Source organism: Mucilaginibacter aureus (genome assembly GCF_053514885.1).
Window position 1 is genome coordinate 328,127 of record NZ_CP170601.1, and the last position, 20,022, is coordinate 348,148.

At 44.3% G+C, this 20,022-nt stretch carries 5 protein-coding genes, 2 tRNA genes and 3 rRNA genes; 1 reads left to right on the top strand and 9 read right to left on the bottom strand.

Annotated elements, in window-relative coordinates; genetic code table 11:
- Window positions 1-10: 10 nt before the first annotated feature.
- Complete coding sequence (locus ACFGVR_RS01425; protein ID WP_448700627.1) at window positions 11-3,178, bottom strand: SusC/RagA family TonB-linked outer membrane protein; 3,168 nt, start codon at window positions 3,176-3,178, stop codon at window positions 11-13.
- 1,131 nt (window positions 3,179-4,309) lie between these two features.
- Between ACFGVR_RS01425 and ACFGVR_RS01430 the strand changes: the two genes are divergently transcribed.
- Complete coding sequence (locus ACFGVR_RS01430; RefSeq protein ID WP_448700629.1) at window positions 4,310-5,485, top strand: alginate lyase family protein; 1,176 nt, start codon at window positions 4,310-4,312, stop codon at window positions 5,483-5,485.
- Between the two features lie 53 nt (window positions 5,486-5,538).
- Here the strand turns inward: ACFGVR_RS01430 and ACFGVR_RS01435 are convergent, their stop codons facing one another.
- From ACFGVR_RS01435 to ACFGVR_RS01470, 8 genes are all read right to left on the bottom strand, one after another.
- Window positions 5,539-6,747: a hybrid sensor histidine kinase/response regulator gene (locus ACFGVR_RS01435; protein WP_448700631.1), complete on the bottom strand. Its 1,209-nt coding sequence runs from the start codon at window positions 6,745-6,747 to the stop codon at window positions 5,539-5,541.
- 18 nt (window positions 6,748-6,765) lie between these two features.
- Window positions 6,766-12,414: a HAMP domain-containing protein gene (locus tag ACFGVR_RS01440; protein ID WP_448700633.1), complete on the bottom strand. Its 5,649-nt coding sequence runs from the start codon at window positions 12,412-12,414 to the stop codon at window positions 6,766-6,768.
- Window positions 12,415-12,904: 490 nt separating this feature from the next.
- Window positions 12,905-13,174, bottom strand: a complete 270-nt coding sequence (locus ACFGVR_RS01445; protein WP_448700635.1) for a hypothetical protein — start codon at window positions 13,172-13,174, stop codon at window positions 12,905-12,907.
- A 752-nt stretch (window positions 13,175-13,926) separates the two neighbouring features.
- Window positions 13,927-14,038 (bottom strand): 5S ribosomal RNA (gene rrf, locus ACFGVR_RS01450).
- Window positions 14,039-14,215: 177 nt separating this feature from the next.
- Window positions 14,216-17,093 (bottom strand): 23S ribosomal RNA (locus ACFGVR_RS01455).
- A 265-nt stretch (window positions 17,094-17,358) separates the two neighbouring features.
- Window positions 17,359-17,432: transfer RNA gene (locus ACFGVR_RS01460), tRNA-Ala, on the bottom strand.
- Between the two features lie 109 nt (window positions 17,433-17,541).
- Window positions 17,542-17,616: transfer RNA gene (locus ACFGVR_RS01465), tRNA-Ile, on the bottom strand.
- Between the two features lie 227 nt (window positions 17,617-17,843).
- Window positions 17,844-19,365, bottom strand: a 16S ribosomal RNA gene (locus ACFGVR_RS01470).
- The 16S, 23S and 5S rRNA genes sit together here with 2 tRNA genes alongside, the layout of an rRNA operon.
- Between the last annotated feature and the right edge of the window lie 657 nt (window positions 19,366-20,022).

Genomic DNA, 20,022 nt, shown 5'->3' on the forward strand with positions numbered 1-20,022 from the left:
TTTGATCAGGTTAAAAAGTTGCACTTATGCCAGCAGCAAGAAAACGTGGGGTTGGGCCGTCGTTTTGCGGATCCCAGAATTGCCACGAGGTCATTACGTAAGGGTTTGTGGCATTTACATAAATTTTGGCGCTCTTCATACCTATTTTCTTAATCAAACTGTTATCAAAAGTATATCCTAACGATACGGTTTGTATTCTTACAAAAGATGATTTTCTCCATACGTTAATGGTGGTACCTTCTGAACCTGAACTTAAGCGGGCAAAATCATTGATCGGGTTCTCAGTCGTCCAATAAGGCCATACGTACGAGTTTTGACGCAGGAAACCTACGCTGCCCGGGCTGTTAAGCGCCTGGTTGAACTTGCGCAACTGACCGATACTTGATACCAGCAGGAAAGAGAAATCGAAGTTTTTGAGAAAGTGGAAATCGTTACGCAACGACCAGGTGAAGCTTGGGCTTGTTGAACCAAGAAACTGTTTATCAGCATTAGTGTAAGCATGGTCACCGTCAACATCCTCCATTTTAAAATCACCTGGCTTTATACCGGCGCCTGTAAACAGCGCGGCATTAGCAGCTTCATTAGCCTGCCAAACACCGGTTATTTTATAATCCCATACAGCACTGATATCATGACCAAGGAACCAGCCGTTGCCAATGTCATTGTTCTCAACGTACGTTTCGTTACCGTTAGCATCGATAACCGGCACAGCGCCATAAATATGGATGATCTTATTGCGGTTAAGTGTAAAGGTACCATTAGCGCTCCAGCTAAAGTTTTTGCCTCTGATGATGCTTCCATCCATCGAAATCTCAATACCACGGTTCTGGGTTTCGCCAATATTGGTAAGTGGGCTTGATTGGTTGCTGCCGCTACCGGTATACGTACCGTTAAAGCCTTGTACCGATGGGATAGAACGTTTAACCAACTGGTTGGTAGTACTGCGGTTATAAACATCGATAGATGCATTAAGGCGACCATGCAGTATAGTCAGATCTAAACCAAGGTTGGTACCAGTTACACGCTCCCAGGTAAGATCGGCATTTTGCAGGTTGTATACACCAACAGTAATGTTGTTGGTTACCGTGCCGTTAGCAACAGTGGGGTAGTAATTGCTGTACAATTGGGCAACAGCAACAGAGGCATCCGGCGTACCACCCGTGATGTTACCATTAGAGCCATAGCCTACACGCACTTTAGCATAATCTAACCATTTAAAGGCATCACCTTTCATAAACTTCTCATCAGTTAACACCCATGCTAAGGCGCCGGATGAATAAGTTTGACGTGGGTTTTTTAAACCAAAGGGCGAATACCCATCCTGACGGATAGTACCGGTCAAAATATAACGGCCTAACAGGGTATAATTTAAGCGGGCCATTTTACCATCGCCATCAACCTCGCGGTCGTCACTGCTTTCAACCGGCAGTGTACCAGCGCCAATGCTATGGTACGCTGTACCATCGGTAGGGCTTAGTTGTGTATTACTGGTAGAAGTATACCAGCTTTGATAGCGGTTTTTGGTCAACAGCAAGGTAACATCGAAATTATGAATGCCGAAGGTTTTGTTCCAGCTCAGGATGTTATCCAGGTTGTAACGGAAACGATTTTCCATAGTACGGGTAGCCGTACCGCCAGTCAGTTCGTTCGGGTTGGCAACCGGACGGAAAAAGAAATTACGGTAAGCCTCGATCTGAGGAGCAAAGTTTAGGCTGTATTTGATACCAAAAGGCAGATCAACACGAGCAAAAAGATTAGCGAACAACTCGTTCTGAATATTAACGTTTTGGTTATAAGTTGTACCCAGAAAAGGGTTACGGAAGTTCAAACCGCTATCATCAGTATCAATACGGCGCAGCGAACCATCGGTGTTATACATATCACCATAGGGCGATGCGTTGATGATCTGTCCCCAGTCGGCCTCGTGCAGGTCATAGCCCGACAGGTTGAAAGGGTTAAGGCCGTCACTCTCATCACGACTGGCAAACTGCGCGTTGATGCCGATGGTAAGGAACTTAGCAGCTTTACCTTCCAGGTTTAAACGGAAACGGGCATCTTTATACCCACCGCCTTGTATCAGGTTCTCGTTTTTGGTAAAGTTACCCGACATATAGTAACTGGCAACGTCAGTTTTACCCTGCAGGCTGGCAGTATAATCCTGGCGGATACCATTACGGAAGATCAGTTTAGACCAATCAGTAACCTTACCCGCCTGGTAGTTGGAAATCTCATTATTTTGTAAGCCTAAACGCTGTAGCCATACCACGGTTGGATCGCCTGTAGCGCCGTTCATAAACTGCGCTAAGGTAACGCCTGCCGGCAAGTTGTTAGGATTGCTGTAGAAATAGTAGGGGTTAGATGTGTTAGTTGCACGGGCTGCATCTGCGCGCCAGTCTAAAAAACCAGTACCCTGGTAATATTGCTGATTTTTTTCGAGTTGAGAAATACCTGTATTAGCCGAAACAGAGATAGTGATACCGGCAGTCTTACCTTTTTTGGTGGTAATTGCCACTACACCACCGGCAGACTGGTAGCCGTACACGGCCAACGCGCTTGGGTCGCGTAGTACGTCCACACGGTCAATATCATCTGGATTAATGTCGGCAAGCTGGCCGGGATAGATCACACCGTCCAATACGATCAGCGGAACGGCGTTACCAGATAATGATACCTGGCCACGCAATTGTAAATCGCCTGCACTACCACCCTTGGCCGAAGTGTTCATAGCAACACTCAGGCCCGGAATGGCGCCTTTCAAAATATCGGTTACGCTGGTAGGGTTATCGTTAGCCAGTTTATCAGCTTTAATGCTGCTAATGGAGCCGGTAACGTCTTTTACGGCACGTGTACCATAACCAATTACCACAACCTCTTGTAATTGTTTATTGGCATCAGTCATGGTTATGTTGATCACTGTACGTTTGTTGATCTCTACTTCTTGCGGGTCTAAGCCAAGGCTGCTGAATATCAATACCCCGGTTGCCGGCGCGCTGATAGTATAGTTACCATTAATGTCGGATGCGGTTCCGGTTGCGGTTCCTTTAACCTTAACGGTTACACCGGGCAATCCATCGCCCTTGTTATCCTTTATCGTACCTTTTATTGTACTGTTTTGAGCAAAAGCGACAATACAGCCCGATAATAAAATGAGAATTAATAGAGTAATTTTTTTTTTCATAAATCTAAAATTGGTTTAGTTAATAGTGTTTGCAGCATATTAAATACCGCCGTCGGCTATGAGAAGTGAACCTGGTTCACTTTCCATAAAGCAGGTTCCCTGCAGATTAAAAAAATCGACCTGTCATTTATTTGTACATGGGTTTTAAATGGACTTAATCCTTAATTGGCAGGGGTAAATTTAGAGCACTTTTATCGATAAAAACAAATAAAAATTAACGTAATTCATTGATAATGAATTATTTAAATTGATTTTTATACGCTTAAAACGCAATCGATAAAAACTATAACATGCTGATTAAGTGCATTGCGAGGCATAATTTAAAACAGTTCACAAAGCAGAGGGATACGCTTTATTAGCAACGTATTTGTTACAATAAAAATTAACAAACGGTAAAGAATCAACTATAAAAAGTGTCGAAAACAGCTCTAAACAAGCGTTACGTGTCAATATGATAATTATTTTTCTGCCCGGGAAAGAGAAAATAGCACATTACTTAATAGATAATATTTACGGATGATAACTGTAATCGTATAAGACGGTTAGTGCTGTTCCTGAGGATGTGACTCAGCACCCAAGCAAATCTAACTTCAGCTAAAACTCTTATATGAATTATAAGGTTTGGAGTTTTAAACTGGTAATTCCGTTGCATTTACTGTTTTTGCAAAATAAGCAGGCAAAAATGCAGTTTAACCGTATAGCTTGATTAAGGCGATTACGTAAAAACACTTCACAGGCCATTATTTATAACAATTTTATTGCGCTTTATGTGCAACAAAATCCTACCGAAATTTCGCCAAAGTAAAAAATGCTTAAAAGGCGTATTAGAAAAATAATTTTATTTTTTAAATATACCATGTTGTTAATTGCCAGAGCTTTTTTGTCTCCGGAAGGCATTGCTCTTAAAGCGTATTAAAACACATACAATTCATTTATAATCAACTATTTATTGTTATTTTTTATAGGTTTGGCTCCAGAATACCCCTGTATTCGGCTAACCAATTATACTTTTTTAAGTCCGTTTATCCTTTACAAAAGGCTATCGTTTATTATAATCTTAAACGGCTATAAGTTACTTGCACAACCGCGTATCGGGATAACTATTAACCAATAATTAATTAACCAATTATTATGAAAAGAAAAAAACTGTCCTATGTACTTATTGCCGTTGGTATGATCTCGGCAGCATCATTACTTGTAAAATGTACTAAAAATGCCGTACAATCAGCTTCGAATACCGAGGCAGCCGTTGATCAAACATCATTGCCTAAGTTGTCTACCCAATCGGTTACAACGTTTGTGCACCCAGGTGTAATCAACACCAAAGCAACACTTGATTATATCGCCACACAGGCAAATGATAATACCTCAAGCCGTTTTGCCGATTACAATGCTACCGTACTTGATTACTGTAATAATCATGCAGTGCCAACTACATGGATATCGGTTGTGCATGTTGCGGGTGGTACCACTACTGCCGACGAAAAAAGGTTTAAAGGCGATGGCCTGTTGGCTTATGCCCTTGCATTGCGCTGGGCCAAAACAGGTACCGCGACTTATGCCACCCAGGTAAAACAAATTTTGGATGGCTGGAGCACTCATTTCTCAAGCATCACTAATGATTCGGGTACATCGTTTAGCCAAACATACCTCGAAGCATCATGGGCAGCTCCAAACTTTGTGGCTGCAGCCGAAATTATCAAATCGTATGTGCCGGCAAACGGTGTAGGTGGTGGCTGGACATCAACGGAGGATACTAACTTTACCAACTTTTTAAATAACCTTAAAAATAATTATATAAACCACGTGCAGGATATGGGTTACCATAACAACTGGGATATCTCTGCAGGTTATGCTAAAATGGCCATTGGTGTATTTTTAAACAGTCCTGCGGTGTACCAGGCCGGCGAGGATATCCTTACCTCAACACTGCCATCAGTAATAGCTGCCGACGGTACAGATATTGAGCTATGCGTAAGAAGCGATTGCCATCACTTTCAGTACAGCTTAACCGGCTTGTCTTACGGCGCAACCATTTCTGCCATACAGGGCGACAATGTTATTTACGGTGCGAGCGGCGGGCGTTTAAGCCTGGGTTATGATTATATGCGCAGTGCCTATAATAACCAGCAATGCGTGCCATGCTCGGGCCAATATGTTTATCCCGGAGTAGAGATCGCATACAGGCATTATCAAACCGGTAATCTATCAAGTTTAAGGGCAATTGGCGCACCTTACGAAGTGCCGAGCGATATTACCTTTTTAGGCTTTACCACCTACACACATTATAACGTGCCGCTGTTTTAAAACGTAATAGAGCCGCGCCTGTATCCGGGCCCGGCTCTATTAATTGAAATATCTTAGTTTATTTCGGGCATGGTAAAAGTAAAACAGGTGCCTTTTTCCAGTTCACTTTCAACCTGTATTTTACCGCCGTGCTGCATTACAAAATCTTTAACCAATAACAAGCCCAAACCTGTGCCTTTTTCCTGGTTGGTACCGGATATGGATGATGAATTGACATTACCAAATAAAAGATCTTTTGTTTGCTGGGTCATGCCCATACCAAAATCTTTAATACATATTTCAACCATACCATCCGTCGGTTTTGCTGTAACAGTTACGGGTTCGCCTCCATGAGGTGTAAACTTAATGGCATTGGTTACCAGGTTTTGCAAAATAGACCGGAACATCAATGCATCGGCATTAATATAAATACCATCCTGAATCTGGTTATCCAGAGAAATATCCTTTTGCGCCGCGTTGGTGCGCAACAGATCGAGCGATTCATTGATACTTTGTGCCAAATGCAGCTTTTCAGGTTTAAAATCCGTTTTTTCGCGTTGATTTTTGGCCCATTCAACTAATTCGTTCAGCTGGTTCAGTATCTTTTGCGATGTACGGCTAATGATACCCGAAAACATCTTGATCTGATCCGGGCGAAGTTTTTCCGCATCACGGCTCATATTTTCAGCCGAGGCCAGTAACGATGTGAGCGGGTTGCGCAGATCATGCGAAATAACTGACAAAAATTTATCTTTAGATAGGTTAAGCGCCTTTAATTCGTGGTTCAGATTTTCTAATTCGAGGGTACGCTCCAACACACGCTTTTCCAGGTCTTCGTTAAGCTGCATCAGGTCGTTATTGATAATTTGCAGCTTTTCTTCCTGTTGTTTTAACAGTTGGTTCTTTGAGTACAGTTCGGTAAATACAGCTACCTTTGAACGCAGTATCTCCGGGTTAAAAGGTTTACGGATAAAATCAACCGCGCCCGCCTTATACCCTTTAAATACAGCCGCTTCCTCATAATCGTGCGCGGTGATAAAGATGATAGGGATTTGCTTTAACTTATCACGCTGATAAATCAGTTCGGCTGTTTCATACCCATCCATAATGGGCATTTTAACATCAAGCAGTATCAGTGTAAAATCTTCTTCTTTCAGAAGTATCCGTAATGCTTCGCGGCCCGAGGTAGCCCTATAAAAAGTATAATTCTCTTTTTCTAAAACTACCTCGATAGATAGCAGATTATTCTCATTATCATCAACCAACAGGATCTTTACGGCCATTTTTGTTATTACTGTTTATTATTTGATCAGCCAAACGCGCATTAACGATAATAACTGATCGGTTTTTACCGGCTTGGTAATATAGTCAGAAGCACCCGATGCAATACATTTTTGCCTGTCGCCTATCATCGCCTTAGCTGTTACTGCAATAATTGGCAAGCTTTTATTGCGTTGTTCTTTTCGGATCATCTGTATAGTTTCGTATCCATCCATCTCAGGCATCATAATATCCATCAACACAATATCTATCGATTTATCCTGATTTAATATTTCCAGGGCCTCGCGCCCACTTTCCGCAGTTATCGCATCTATTTTTGATCGCTCAAATACCGCTGTTAATGCAAAAAGGTTACGTACGTCATCATCAACTACCAGCACTTTTTTACCGTCAAGTACATCGGCTCTTTCCTTAATGGTATCGATCATTTTTAGTTTGCTTTCGCTGATGAATTTTTTATCAACATGTAACAATACCAGGATCTCGTCGAGCAGGTAAATGTGTGACGTCGGCGTTTTAGTGATGATCTTGTGATTTAACCTTCTTAACTGGATCAGTTCGTCCTGAGTAAAATCGCGGGCCGAATGTAGTATAATAGTTGTTTGCTGCTGTTTCAGCAGGTTTACCCGGTTCAAAAATTCAACACCGTTGGCATCAGGTAAAACATAATCGAGAATAACACAATCAAAGGGCTCTTTTTTCAATGCCGCCAGGCCTTTTTTTGCCGTGGTTGCACCAAAAACCTCGATCCTGTCATTTGATATCAGATCTGAAAGACGCAGCAATTCAGCCTCATTATCTTCTATGATCAGCACACGCTTTTTAGTATGCTCATGAAAGCTTACAATACCTGTTATTAATTCATGCAATATACTGTTCGATAATGGTTTTAAGCTGAATGACCGCGCGCCGAACTTTAACGCCATCACTTTATTATCCTCGCCTGATATCACATGCACCGGTATGTGGCGGAAATTGATGTCTGTTTTAAGCAGCTTCAATATTTTCCAGCCATTCGATTCGGGCATATTCACATCCAGGGTAATTGCTACCGGGTTATATTTCAGTATACTGTCGAATATTTCAAGATAACTGATGGCCACAACAACTTTTAAACCAAGATCGTGAGCCTTGTCTATCAATATTTTGGTAAAACGCAGGTCATCCTCAATAACCAGTAAAACACGGTCTTCGGCTACTATATTGTGACGATCATCGTCAATTACCAGCTCTGCAGTGTCGATAAGATTGGTACGGGTATGCGAAACCGGTAGCGCTTTTTTAGGTTTTAATGCTACCGTTTTCTCTTCCTTATACTTTAATGGCAGGAACAAGGTAAATGTACTACCCTTACCCAATTCGCTACCTACTGTAATGGTACCGCCTAATAACTCAGCAAAACCTTTACTGATCGATAAACCCAAACCGGTACCGCCGTATTTACGGCTGGTTGAACCTTCGGCCTGCTGGAAAGCCTCAAATATAATTCCCTGGGTATTTTTTGAGATACCGATACCCGAATCTTCGATAGAGAACGCAATAACCGATTCGCTACCGCTCAACGGGTTTTCATCATTAATGCCCGGTTTGTAAATATGCAGCTTAACGCGACCTTTTTCGGTAAACTTAAAGGCGTTTGATAACAGGTTCTTTAAAATCTGGTTCAAACGCTGCATATCCGTTTCCATTAGCTCGGGCAAACCGTCCTGTAGTTCGATCTCGAATTTAAGGTTCTTGGCTTCGGATATCGGTTTAAATGTCGACTCGGCAAACGAAGCGATCTCTTTAAAGCTAACCGGCATCACATCTGCAGCAATAACACCCGATTCGATCTTCGAAAGATCCAGGATATCGTTGATCAACTGGATCAAATCGTCACCACACGAATGGATAGTTTTGGCAAACATCCGTTGCTTTTCAGTTAGGTTTCCTTCGGGGTTTTCAAACAGCTGTTGCGCTAATATCAGCAAACTGTTCAATGGTGTACGCAACTCATGCGACATGTTAGCCAGGAACTCCGATTTGTATTTCGATGTCAGCGTTAACTGTTCTGCTTTTTCTTCCAATGAGCGACCTTTATCATGCAGCTCATCATTAGCACGCCTTAATTCTTCCTGTTGTGCCGAAAGCTCACCCGCTAATGATTGCGATTGGGTTAATAGCTCTTCGGTACGGGTATTGGTTTCTATATTGTTTAATACGATACCGATACTTTCCGTTAACTGATCCAAAAAGTCGATGTGGGTATCGCTAAAGTTTTCAAATGATGCCAGCTCAATAACCGCCTTTACCTTGTTTTCAAACAATACAGGCAATATTACCAGGTCGATAGGCGCCGCGCTGCCTATACCCGAGCTGATCTGCAAATACTCATTAGGTACGTTTGATAATCGGATACGTTCCTTATCGGTAGCACACTGTCCAACCAAACCTTCGCTTAGCGAAAATTCCTGGTCTATCAGTTTACGGCTCCTTTGCGCATAACCGGCAAATAAACGCAGTTTAGTTTCGTCGCCGGTTTCAGTCTGCTCTAAAATGTAGAACGCTCCGTAACGTGCATTCACCAACTCGGCCAGCTCTGACAGTACCTTATTTGCCACCGCATTACGGTCACGCTGTCCCTGCAACATCTGGGCAAACTTGGCTAAGTTTGATTTCAGCCAATCCTGTTCGTGGTTACGTAAGGTTGTATCTTTCAGGTTCGCGATCATCTGGTTAATAGTATCCTTTAACGCTTCCAGCTCACCTTTCGCTTCCACGCGGATGGTACGGGTTAAGTCGCCCTTGGTTACCGCCGATGCCACTTCGGATATGGAACGTACCTGCACGGTTAAGTTTTGCGCCAGCTGATTTACGTTTTCAGTTAAATCTTTCCAGGTACCTGATGCGCCCGGTACACTGGCCTGCCCACCTAAGCGGCCCTGCACACCCACCTCACGCGCCACGGTGGTTACCTCATCGGCAAACACCGCCAGCGTATCGATCATCTCATTAATGGTATCCGTTAATTGCGCCACCTCACCCAACGCGTTGATGGATAAACGCTGTTTCAGGTTACCTTTAGCAATACCGGTTGCCACCTTGGCGATACCGCGGATCTGCCCTGTTAAGTTTGATGCCATTTGGTTTACCGAGTCGGTTAAGTCCTTCCAGGTGCCGGCTACACCTTTTACGTGTGCCTGGCCGCCCAGCTTACCTTCGGTACCCACCTCACGCGCCACACGGGTTACTTCGGATGCGAAGGAGTTGAGCTGATCCACCATCGTATTGATGGTGTTTTTCAAATCCATGATCTCGCCCTTTACGTCGATGATTACCGTTTTAGATAAGTCACCGCTCGCCACCGCTTTAGTCACCTCGGCAATGTTACGCACCTGTGATGTTAAGTTACTCGACATCTGATTTACCGAGTCAGTTAAGTCTTTCCAGGTACCCGCAACACCCGGCACAAACGCCTGGCCGCCTAAGTTACCATCTGTACCCACCTCACGCGCCACACGTGTTACTTCGGATGCAAAACCCCGCAGCTGATCCACCATCGTATTGATCGTTTCCTTCAGCTGTAAGATCTCGCCCCGTACGTCAACCGTGATCTTTTTGGATAAGTCACCATTCGCGATCGCTATGGATACGTCGGCTATATTACGTAATTGTGCCGTTAAGTTACCGGCCATTTTATTTACGGAGTCAGTTAAATCCTTCCAGGTACCATCCACACCCGGTACGTTAGCCTGGCCGCCCAACTGTCCTTCCGAACCTACCTCACGTGCCACACGCGTTACTTCGGATGCGAAACCACGCAGCTGATCCACCATTGTATTGATGGTATCTTTTAGTTCCAGCAACTCGCCTTTGGCATTTACCGTGATCTTACGCGAAAGGTCGCCCTTCGCTACCGCGGTAGTTACCTCGGCAATGTTACGCACCTGCGAGGTTAAGTTATCGGCCATTTTATTTACCGAGTCCGTTAAATCCTTCCAGGTACCACCTACGTCGGGCACGTTAGCCTGTCCACCTAATTGACCTTCGGAACCCACCTCACGTGCCACACGCGTTACTTCGGAACCGAATGAGTTGAGCTGATCCACCATCGTGTTGATGGTGATCTTTAATTCGAGCATTTCGCCCTGTACGTCAACCGTAATTTTTTTAGATAAGTCGCCTTTCGCCACCGCAGTAGTTACCTCGGCTATATTACGTACCTGGCCGGTTAAGTTACCCGCCATCTGGTTTACTGAGTCCGTTAAATCTTTCCAGGTACCACCTACACCCGGTACGTTGGCCTGCCCGCCCAACTGCCCTTCCGAGCCCACCTCACGTGCCACACGCGTTACTTCGGACGAGAATGAGTTGAGCTGATCCACCATCGTGTTGATGGTATTCTTCAACTCCAGCAACTCGCCTTTGGCATCCACCGTGATCTTTCGCGAAAGGTCACCCTTGGCCACAGCCGTGGTTACACCCGCTATATTACGCACCTGGTTGGTTAAGTTACTACCCATCTGGTTTACCGAGTCGGTCAGATCCTTCCATACACCACCTACACCTTTTACACGCGCCTGGCCACCCAGTTTACCTTCGGTACCTACTTCGAGTGCCACACGCGTTACTTCGGATGCGAACGAGTTGAGCTGATCCACCATCGTATTGATAGTCTTTTTCAGCTCGAGCATCTCGCCTTTTACGTCAACCGTGATCTTTTTCGACAAGTCACCATTAGCCACCGCCGTGGTTACACCCGCTATGTTACGCACCTGCGACGTTAAGTTACCCGCCATCCGGTTTACTGAGTCGGTCAAATCCTTCCAGGTACCCGCAACACCCGGCACTTTGGCCTGGCCGCCCAGTTTACCTTCCGTACCTACTTCAAGCGCCACACGCGTTACTTCGGACGAGAACGAATTGAGCTGATCCACCATCGTATTAATGGTATTCTTCAGCTCCAATATTTCACCCTTGGCCTCCACTGTGATCTTTCGTGATAAGTCACCCTTCGCCACCGCTGTGGTTACCGCGGCCACATTACGCACCTGTGCGGTTAAGTTACCCGCCATCTGGTTTACCGAATCGGTTAACTCGGCCCATACACCGGCTACGCCTTTAATTTTTGCCTGTTCACCTAATTTACCTTCCGAGCCTACCTGTCTTGCCACACGGGTTACCTCCATCGAAAACAACTGGAGTTTTGAAAGCATCTGGTTAGATTCTTTCGCGATACGCAAAAACTCACCTTTTAAGGGGTGGCCTTTTATTTCTAATGGTATTTGCTTAGATAGGTCGCCATTGGCAACCGAGTTGATCATACCGGCAATTTCGAGTGTCGGTGAGGTCAAATCTTCAATGAGGTTATTTAATGAGGCAACGCCATTAGCCCATTCGCCTTTAGCATCCGATAATTCAACACGTTTGGATAAATTGCCTCGTTTACCTATGGTGGCTTCAGCCGATGATATTTCTGCTATAAAGCGCTCGTTCATATCAATGATATCGTTGAGTACCTCGCATATTCTCCCGTTAATGCCTGCCTGGGTAACAGGCATGCGTACATTAAGCCTGCCGCTTTTTACTAACGAAAGAACTTTTAACAGTTCTTTAAGATCAAGAGATTCGTCATCATCGCCAATAACGCCTGCTCCGTTTAAAATATTTTCTAACGTATCATCTTTCATGGGTAAGATGGTTAATTGTGAATTGATTTAGGTTTAAACAATAATTCAGGTAAAAAAGTATCTATATAAAAGCCTATTAAATTTAACAACAAAAAGAACTATTACAAAATGAATGTAAAGAAATATTATAGTAATTAATGTATTTAACTTTTAACTAAGTTAAAATTAACTTAGTTATTATAAGCAGGAATAATGCGTTGTTATAACTTTTTTTTAAAAAAAATGTTTTAGTAAACTGTCTTTTTTTCTGATTTTTTTGAATGCGATCGGGCCATTTTAATCCTGACCACGCGCCAGATATATGATGATTGAATTTAATCAAAATTAGTTTTACTTACATAAAATTAATTAAATACAAATACTTAATATAGACCTATGTCGAAGTTAGAAACAGTATGCAAAAAACGGCATATACCCATTAAAGGTTGATCGTCCGCATTTTTTATCCTGTTTGAAAGAACAAATATCCGCATCGGGTTCGACAGCAATTTTACAGACTTTTGTCTATCAGATACCTGTTCTTTGCATTTACGGTATCGGTTTGTAGGGTAGTAAAGCTAACGGATCTTACGTTTACCTTATCCCGTTTTGCAGCATCTACCCTCTCCTGAATATTATCATTATCAATAGCATTCTTTTGTGAACTGTTATCATAGCCTTTTGTGTTGAGCAATTTGTTGCCCGAAATGCTGATAAATATTTCAACAATTACAACTGCTAAAAATATATTGAATATTCGTCGGGTATTGGTTTTTCTCATACATCACTCCATTTAACTCAAAACATAATATTTAACTTAACAATTAAGTTTTGTTTTTGTTGGACTTTTTTTAAAAAAATTAGACAATTATTTAGTCAATCCGTTTAAACAGATCAGTAAAAAATGACTAATAAACCGAAACGACCGTGGTTTCAATAAGAAACAATTTTTTCTCGCTTTTGTGTTAGTAACCAAAAAGAGTAAAAAAATACGCTAGCAGTTATTGATAGAAAAGTTATTGTGTTGTTGAGGAGATAGCAGGTTACTAGCAGGGGGGTAATTGTCGGTATTTTTCTTTACTATCGATAATCAATTATCAAATTCACAATTAGATCGATCATAATAAGCCTCGTGCTTAACTCAATAAATACTGTTCTTCTTTGGGTCATCATTGCCATTTTCGCAACCAAAGGTTCCCGGCAGGGGGGTAATTGTCGGTATTTTTATTTACTTCTCGATGGCTAATTATCAAATTAACAATTTGATCGATCATAAAATAAGCCTTGCGCTCAGCTCAATATACGCATTTTTTACTGCATAGCCAAGCATTTAGTAACCTTTCTACTGTTAATTGCTGGTATAAACAATAAGCGTAGTATCGATGATCAGCATGGGATACTATTATCCTGTATAAAAGGTTTATGGCTCTTCCCCTTTGCGGGAATATCGATGTGGCGCTTTGCAGCAAGTGTTACCCAACCGCTATAAAACAACAAACCCCACTAAGCAATGCTTAGCAGGGTTGTTTTAAGATTGGGCACCGACTTACTCTCCCACGTATTACCGCAGTACCATCAGCTCTGGCGGGCTTAACTTCTCTGTTCGGAATGGGAAGAGGTGGACACCGCCGATATAGGCACCTGAATTTCTTCAGTGGTTAGCTTGCGCTAACGCTATATACTGTATTAGAATATTTTATAGTTTGTGATTCGCTTTACCGAACCCATAAACTAAGACATGATTGAAAGAAGTAAGTTTAAGAGAAAACAACAGCTTTGTTGTTGCGGGTGTACCGGAAAGGTACACCCACTATTACCTGCTATGAGAAAGCTTCGGGTTATTAGTATTACTCGGCTATGATGTCACCACCTTTACACCTGTAACCTATCAACGTAGTAGTCTGCTACGACCCTCAATGGAAGTCTCATCTTGTGGCTAGTTTCGCACTTAGATGCTTTCAGCGCTTATCTATTCCCAACGTAGCTACTCTGCAATACAGCTGGCGCCATAACAGATTCACCAGAGGTTAGTCCAACCCGGTCCTCTCGTACTAAGGTCAGCCCCACTCAAACTTCCAACGCCCACAACAGATAGGGACCGAACTGTCTCGCGACGTTCTGAACCCAGCTCGCGTGCCACTTTAATGAGCGAACAGCTCAACCCTTGGGACCTTCTCCAGCCCCAGGATGTGACGAGCCGACATCGAGGTGCCAAACCTCCCCGTCGATATGAGCTCTTGGGGGAGATCAGCCTGTTATCCCCAGCGTACCTTTTATCCTTTGAGCGATGGCCCTTCCATGCAGAACCACCGGATCACTATATCCGTCTTTCGACCCTGCTCGGCTTGTCTGCCTCACAGTCAAGCAAGCTTATGCTATTGCACTCCCCGTACGGTTACCAAGCGTACTGAGCTTACCTTTGAAAGCCTCCGTTACCTTTTTGGAGGCGACCACCCCAGTCAAACTACCCGCCAAACAATGTCCTCCCGTTTCGAGAGTTAGACACCAAATACAGAAAGGGTGGTATTTCAACGTTGACTAACCGACTCCTAGCGAAGCCGGATCACAGTCTCCCACCTATCCTACACATCCTGTATCCGATATCAATGTTAAGTTGTAGTGAAGGTGCATGGGGTCTTTCCGTCCCGTTGCGGGTAACCGGCGTCTTCACCGATACCACAATTTCACCGAGCTCATGGCTGAGACAGCGCCCAGATCGTTACACCATTCGTGCAGGTCGGAACTTACCCGACAAGGAATTTCGCTACCTTAGGACCGTTATAGTTACGGCCGCCGTTTACTGGGGCTTCGATTCAATGCTTCGCCTTGCGACTAACATCCCCTCTTAACCTTCCAGCACCGGGCAGGTGTCAGGCCTTATACGTCATCTCTCGATTTTGCAAAGCCATGTGTTTTTGTTAAACAGTCGCCTGGGCCTTTTCACTGCGGCTGATATTGCTATCAGCGCCCCTTCTCCCGAAGTTACAGGGCCATTTTGCCGAGTTCCTTAGCCATGATTCACTCGAGCACCTTAGGATTCTCTCCTCGACTACCTGTGTCGGTTTACGGTACGGGTTTTTATAACCTGAAGCTTAGCGGGTTTTCTTGGAAGTCTGATTACCTGAACTATTACCTTACCCGAAGGCTCAGTATACTATCAGCTTTCAGCAAAGACTGCGGACTTACCTACAATCCCTATACCTACGGCCTTTAACGATCTATTCCGTCAGATCGCGTCAGTGTCACTACTCCGTCACCGCATCGCAGTTATAAAAAGTACTGGAATATTAACCAGTTGTCCATCGGCTACGCCCTTCGGCTTCACCTTAGGCCCCGACTAACCCTGATCCGATTAGCGTTGATCAGGAAACCTTAGTCTTTCGGTGGGCGGGTTTCTCTCCCGCCTTATCGTTACTTATGCCTACATTTGCTTTTCTACAAGGTCCACAGTAACTTACGTATCTGCTTCGCCCCCTGTAGAATGCTCCCCTACCAGTGCAATAAATTGCAATCCATAGCTTCGGTATACCACTTGATGCCCGTTTATTATCCATGCCCGATCGCTCGACTAGTGAGCTGTTACGCACTCTTTAAATGAATGGCTGCTTCCAAGCCAACATCCTAGCTGTCTGTGCAATCGGACCTCGTTAGTTCAACTTAGCGGTAATTTAGGGACCTTAGCTGATGGTCTGGGTTCTTTCCCTCTCGGCCTTGGACCTTAGCACCCAAAGCCTCACTCCAGCGTATATTATATAGCATTCGGAGTTTATCTGGATTTGGTAGGATTTGACTCCCCCGCACCCAATTAGTAGCTCTACCTCTATATAACTCAACCGCCAGGCTGTTCCTAAAAACATTTCGGGGAGTACGAGCTATTTCCCAGTTTGATTAGCCTTTCACCCCTACCCACAGATCATCCGGAAACTTTTCAACGTTTATCGGTTCGGTCCTCCAGTACCTGTTACGGCACCTTCAACCTGTCCATGGGTAGATCACAAGGTTTCGCGTCTACCCCCTCTGACTGCACGCCCTATTCAGACTCGCTTTCGCTTCGGCTGCGTGACTTAATCACTTAACCTTGCCAGAGAGGAGTAACTCGTAGGCTCATTATGCAAAAGGCACGCCGTCACGGAACAAGTCCGCTCCGACCGCTTGTAAGTACACGGTTTCAGGTTCTATTTCACTCCCCTGTTCGGGGTTCTTTTCACCTTTCCCTCACGGTACTGGTTCACTATCGGTCTCTCAGGAGTATTTAGCCTTACCGGATGGTGCCGGCAAATTCCCACAAGGCGTCTCCGACCTCGCGGTACTCAGGATACCACTATCCTATTATTACTTACTCTTACGCAGCTCTCATGCTCTATGGCCGGGTTTCCCACCCCGTTCAGATTCATTTTAATATTCATGTTGTGGTCCTATAACCCCCATTATGCCGTAACATAATAGGTTTGGGCTTCTTCCCTTTCGCTCGCCACTACTCAGGAAATCACTGTTGTTTTCTCTTCCTCTGCTTACTTAGATGTTTCAGTTCAGCAGGTTTGCGCATTTATGCAACTATTCTTCAAATAGTTAGGTTTCCCCATTCGGAAATCTGCGGATCAATTCATATTTGCTAATCCCCGCAGCTTATCGCAGCTTATCACGTCCTTCATCGCCTCTGAGAGCCAAGGCATCCCCCGTGTACCCTTTCTTACTTTCTTCTACGATACCGCCTTTTGCTCGGTATGTATGCTTTTTGATTGGATTGCCGTTCTCCAGTATTTTCCAGTTAATATCCAGTACTTAGACTTGCGTTTCCATACTTTTTATTTCACTGTTCCGTACTTTCAAAGCCAACAACCGTCTCTACTGTTGTTTTCTCTTTTATTACTTCTTCCAATATGTCAAAGAACGTTTACCCCGGTCCCCGCATTGCGCGGTCGCCTTTACCAATATCTCACCTTTGTTAAGGTATGAGTGGGAATGTGGAGAATAACGGATTCGAACCGTTGACCCCCTGCGTGCAAGGCAGGTGCTCTAGCCAGCTGAGCTAATCCCCCTAAAGTCAAGTTTTCTTTTTGTTCATTCGTTCACTCGTCATTTGTTCATTGGTATCCTTTTGCAAAGACTAATGAACTACTGAACTGATGAACCATTGAACCAAAAGTGTAGTCCGGAGCAGATTTGAACTGCTGACCCCTACATTATCAGTGTAGTGCTCTAACCAAACTGAGCTACCGGACTCTATTTGTTGTCAGTTGTGAGTTGTCAGTGGTCAGTTTGGGTTAGCCGCTTTTGCTAACTAACTTTTCACTTGCTTCCTTCAACTTTCAACTGCCAGCATTGTCCTGTGCCTTTCGGTTACAGCCACTGTGGCTTGTCTTTTGGGTGTTTTTTTATAAAAAGAAATAGACATGTGCGTAGCGGCATATGCGCCGCTCTTAAAGAGTGAGTATTGATACCTGCTCCAGAAAGGAGGTATTCCAGCCGCACCTTCCGGTACGGCTACCTTGTTACGACTTAGCCCCAGTTACCGGTTTTACCCTAGACGGCTCCTTGCGGTTACCGGCTTCAGGTACCCCCAGCTTCCATGGCTTGACGGGCGGTGTGTACAAGGCCCGGGAACGTATTCACCGCGTCATTGCTGATACGCGATTACTAGCGAATCCAACTTCACGGGGTCGAGTTGCAGACCCCGATCCGAACTGTGATCAGCTTTGTGAGATTGGCATCCTGTTGCCAGGTAGCTGCCCTCTGTACTGACCATTGTAGCACGTGTGTAGCCCCGGACGTAAGGGCCATGATGACTTGACGTCGTCCCCTCCTTCCTCTCTACTTGCGTAGGCAGTCTGTTTAGAGTCCCCACCTTAACGTGCTGGCAACTAAACATAGGGGTTGCGCTCGTTGCGGGACTTAACCCAACACCTCACGGCACGAGCTGACGACAGCCATGCAGCACCTAGTTTCGTGTCCCGAAGGACTGATCCGTCTCTGAATCATTCACTAACTTTCAAGCCCGGGTAAGGTTCCTCGCGTATCATCGAATTAAACCACATGCTCCTCCGCTTGTGCGGGCCCCCGTCAATTCCTTTGAGTTTCACCCTTGCGGGCGTACTCCCCAGGTGGAACACTTAACGCTTTCGCTTAGACGCTAACTGTATATCGCTAACATCGAGTGTTCATCGTTTAGGGCGTGGACTACCAGGGTATCTAATCCTGTTTGATCCCCACGCTTTCGTGCCTCAGCGTCAATTAAACCATAGTAAGCTGCCTTCGCAATTGGTGTTCTGTGACATATCTATGCATTTCACCGCTACTTGTCACATTCCGCCTACCTCTAGTCCATTCAAGCCCATCAGTATCAAAGGCACTGCGATAGTTAAGCTACCGTCTTTCACCCCTGACTTAATAGGCCGCCTACGCACCCTTTAAACCCAATAAATCCGGATAACGCTTGGATCCTCCGTATTACCGCGGCTGCTGGCACGGAGTTAGCCGATCCTTATTCTCAGAGTACATTCAGCTCCGGTCACGACCGGAGGTTTATTCCCCTGCAAAAGCAGTTTACAACCCGTAGGGCCGTCTTCCTGCACGCGGCATGGCTGGTTCAGGCTTCCGCCCATTGACCAATATTCCTTACTGCTGCCTCCCGTAGGAGTCTGGTCCGTGTCTCAGTACCAGTGTGGGGGGTCATCCTCTCAGATCCCCTAGACATCGTCGCCTTGGTGGGCCGTTACCCCGCCAACTAGCTAATGTCCCGCATGCCCATCTTATCCCTATAAATATTTGATTATTAAATAATGCTATTCAATAATGTTATGCGGTGTTAATCTCTCTTTCGAGAGGCTATCCCCCTGGATAAGGTAGGTTACATACGTGTTACGCACCCGTGCGCCACTCTCATTAGGAGCAAGCTCCCAAATCCCGTCCGACTTGCATGTATTAGGCCTGCCGCTAGCGTTCATCCTGAGCCAGGATCAAACTCTCCATTGTAAATGTTAAGTTTTTAATCACTGACTCTACTTTATTTCTATTGTAGAATCTGTATTTGTATATCTTTATACAGTTATCTACTCCTCTTTATTGTTCGTTACATAACTTCGATATTGCTATCTCCGCTACGCATCATGTTACTCCTTTTAAAGAACTTTTCGATCCACCTTCACGGCTTCTCTATATATCTATCTAAGTATTGCACTTAGTAAATCTTCTTGTTTGTGAATCACAAAATCGCTCTGTGATTGTTGAGATTCGCATCTCTTTTTGTTAAGCTTTTCAGCTCCTTTCCCTCTTCTCTCTCACCCACTTCAAGCTTTGTGCCCTCCGCTTTTCCCCAGCTTTCTATCTTTCGATTTTCTCAGCTTTTTCGATCCCTCGTTTTGGGACTGCAAAGGTAACAACCTTTTTCTTTATTTCCAAAAAATATTTGAAATAAATTTGAGAGATTTTTTGTGGTTTTTTAAACAATTTTACCGGCTTTCGCTTTATCTATTGTACACCTAAAAACCTTTAAAGAACATCCGTTATTTCGTTAACGGGCTGCAAAGGTAGAAACCTTTTCTTCTTTTCCAAAAATTATTTTTTATTTTTTTGGAGGCTTTTATTTTCGAACAATCATTCCGGCTTTCGCCTTCAAATTATCCTACTCTC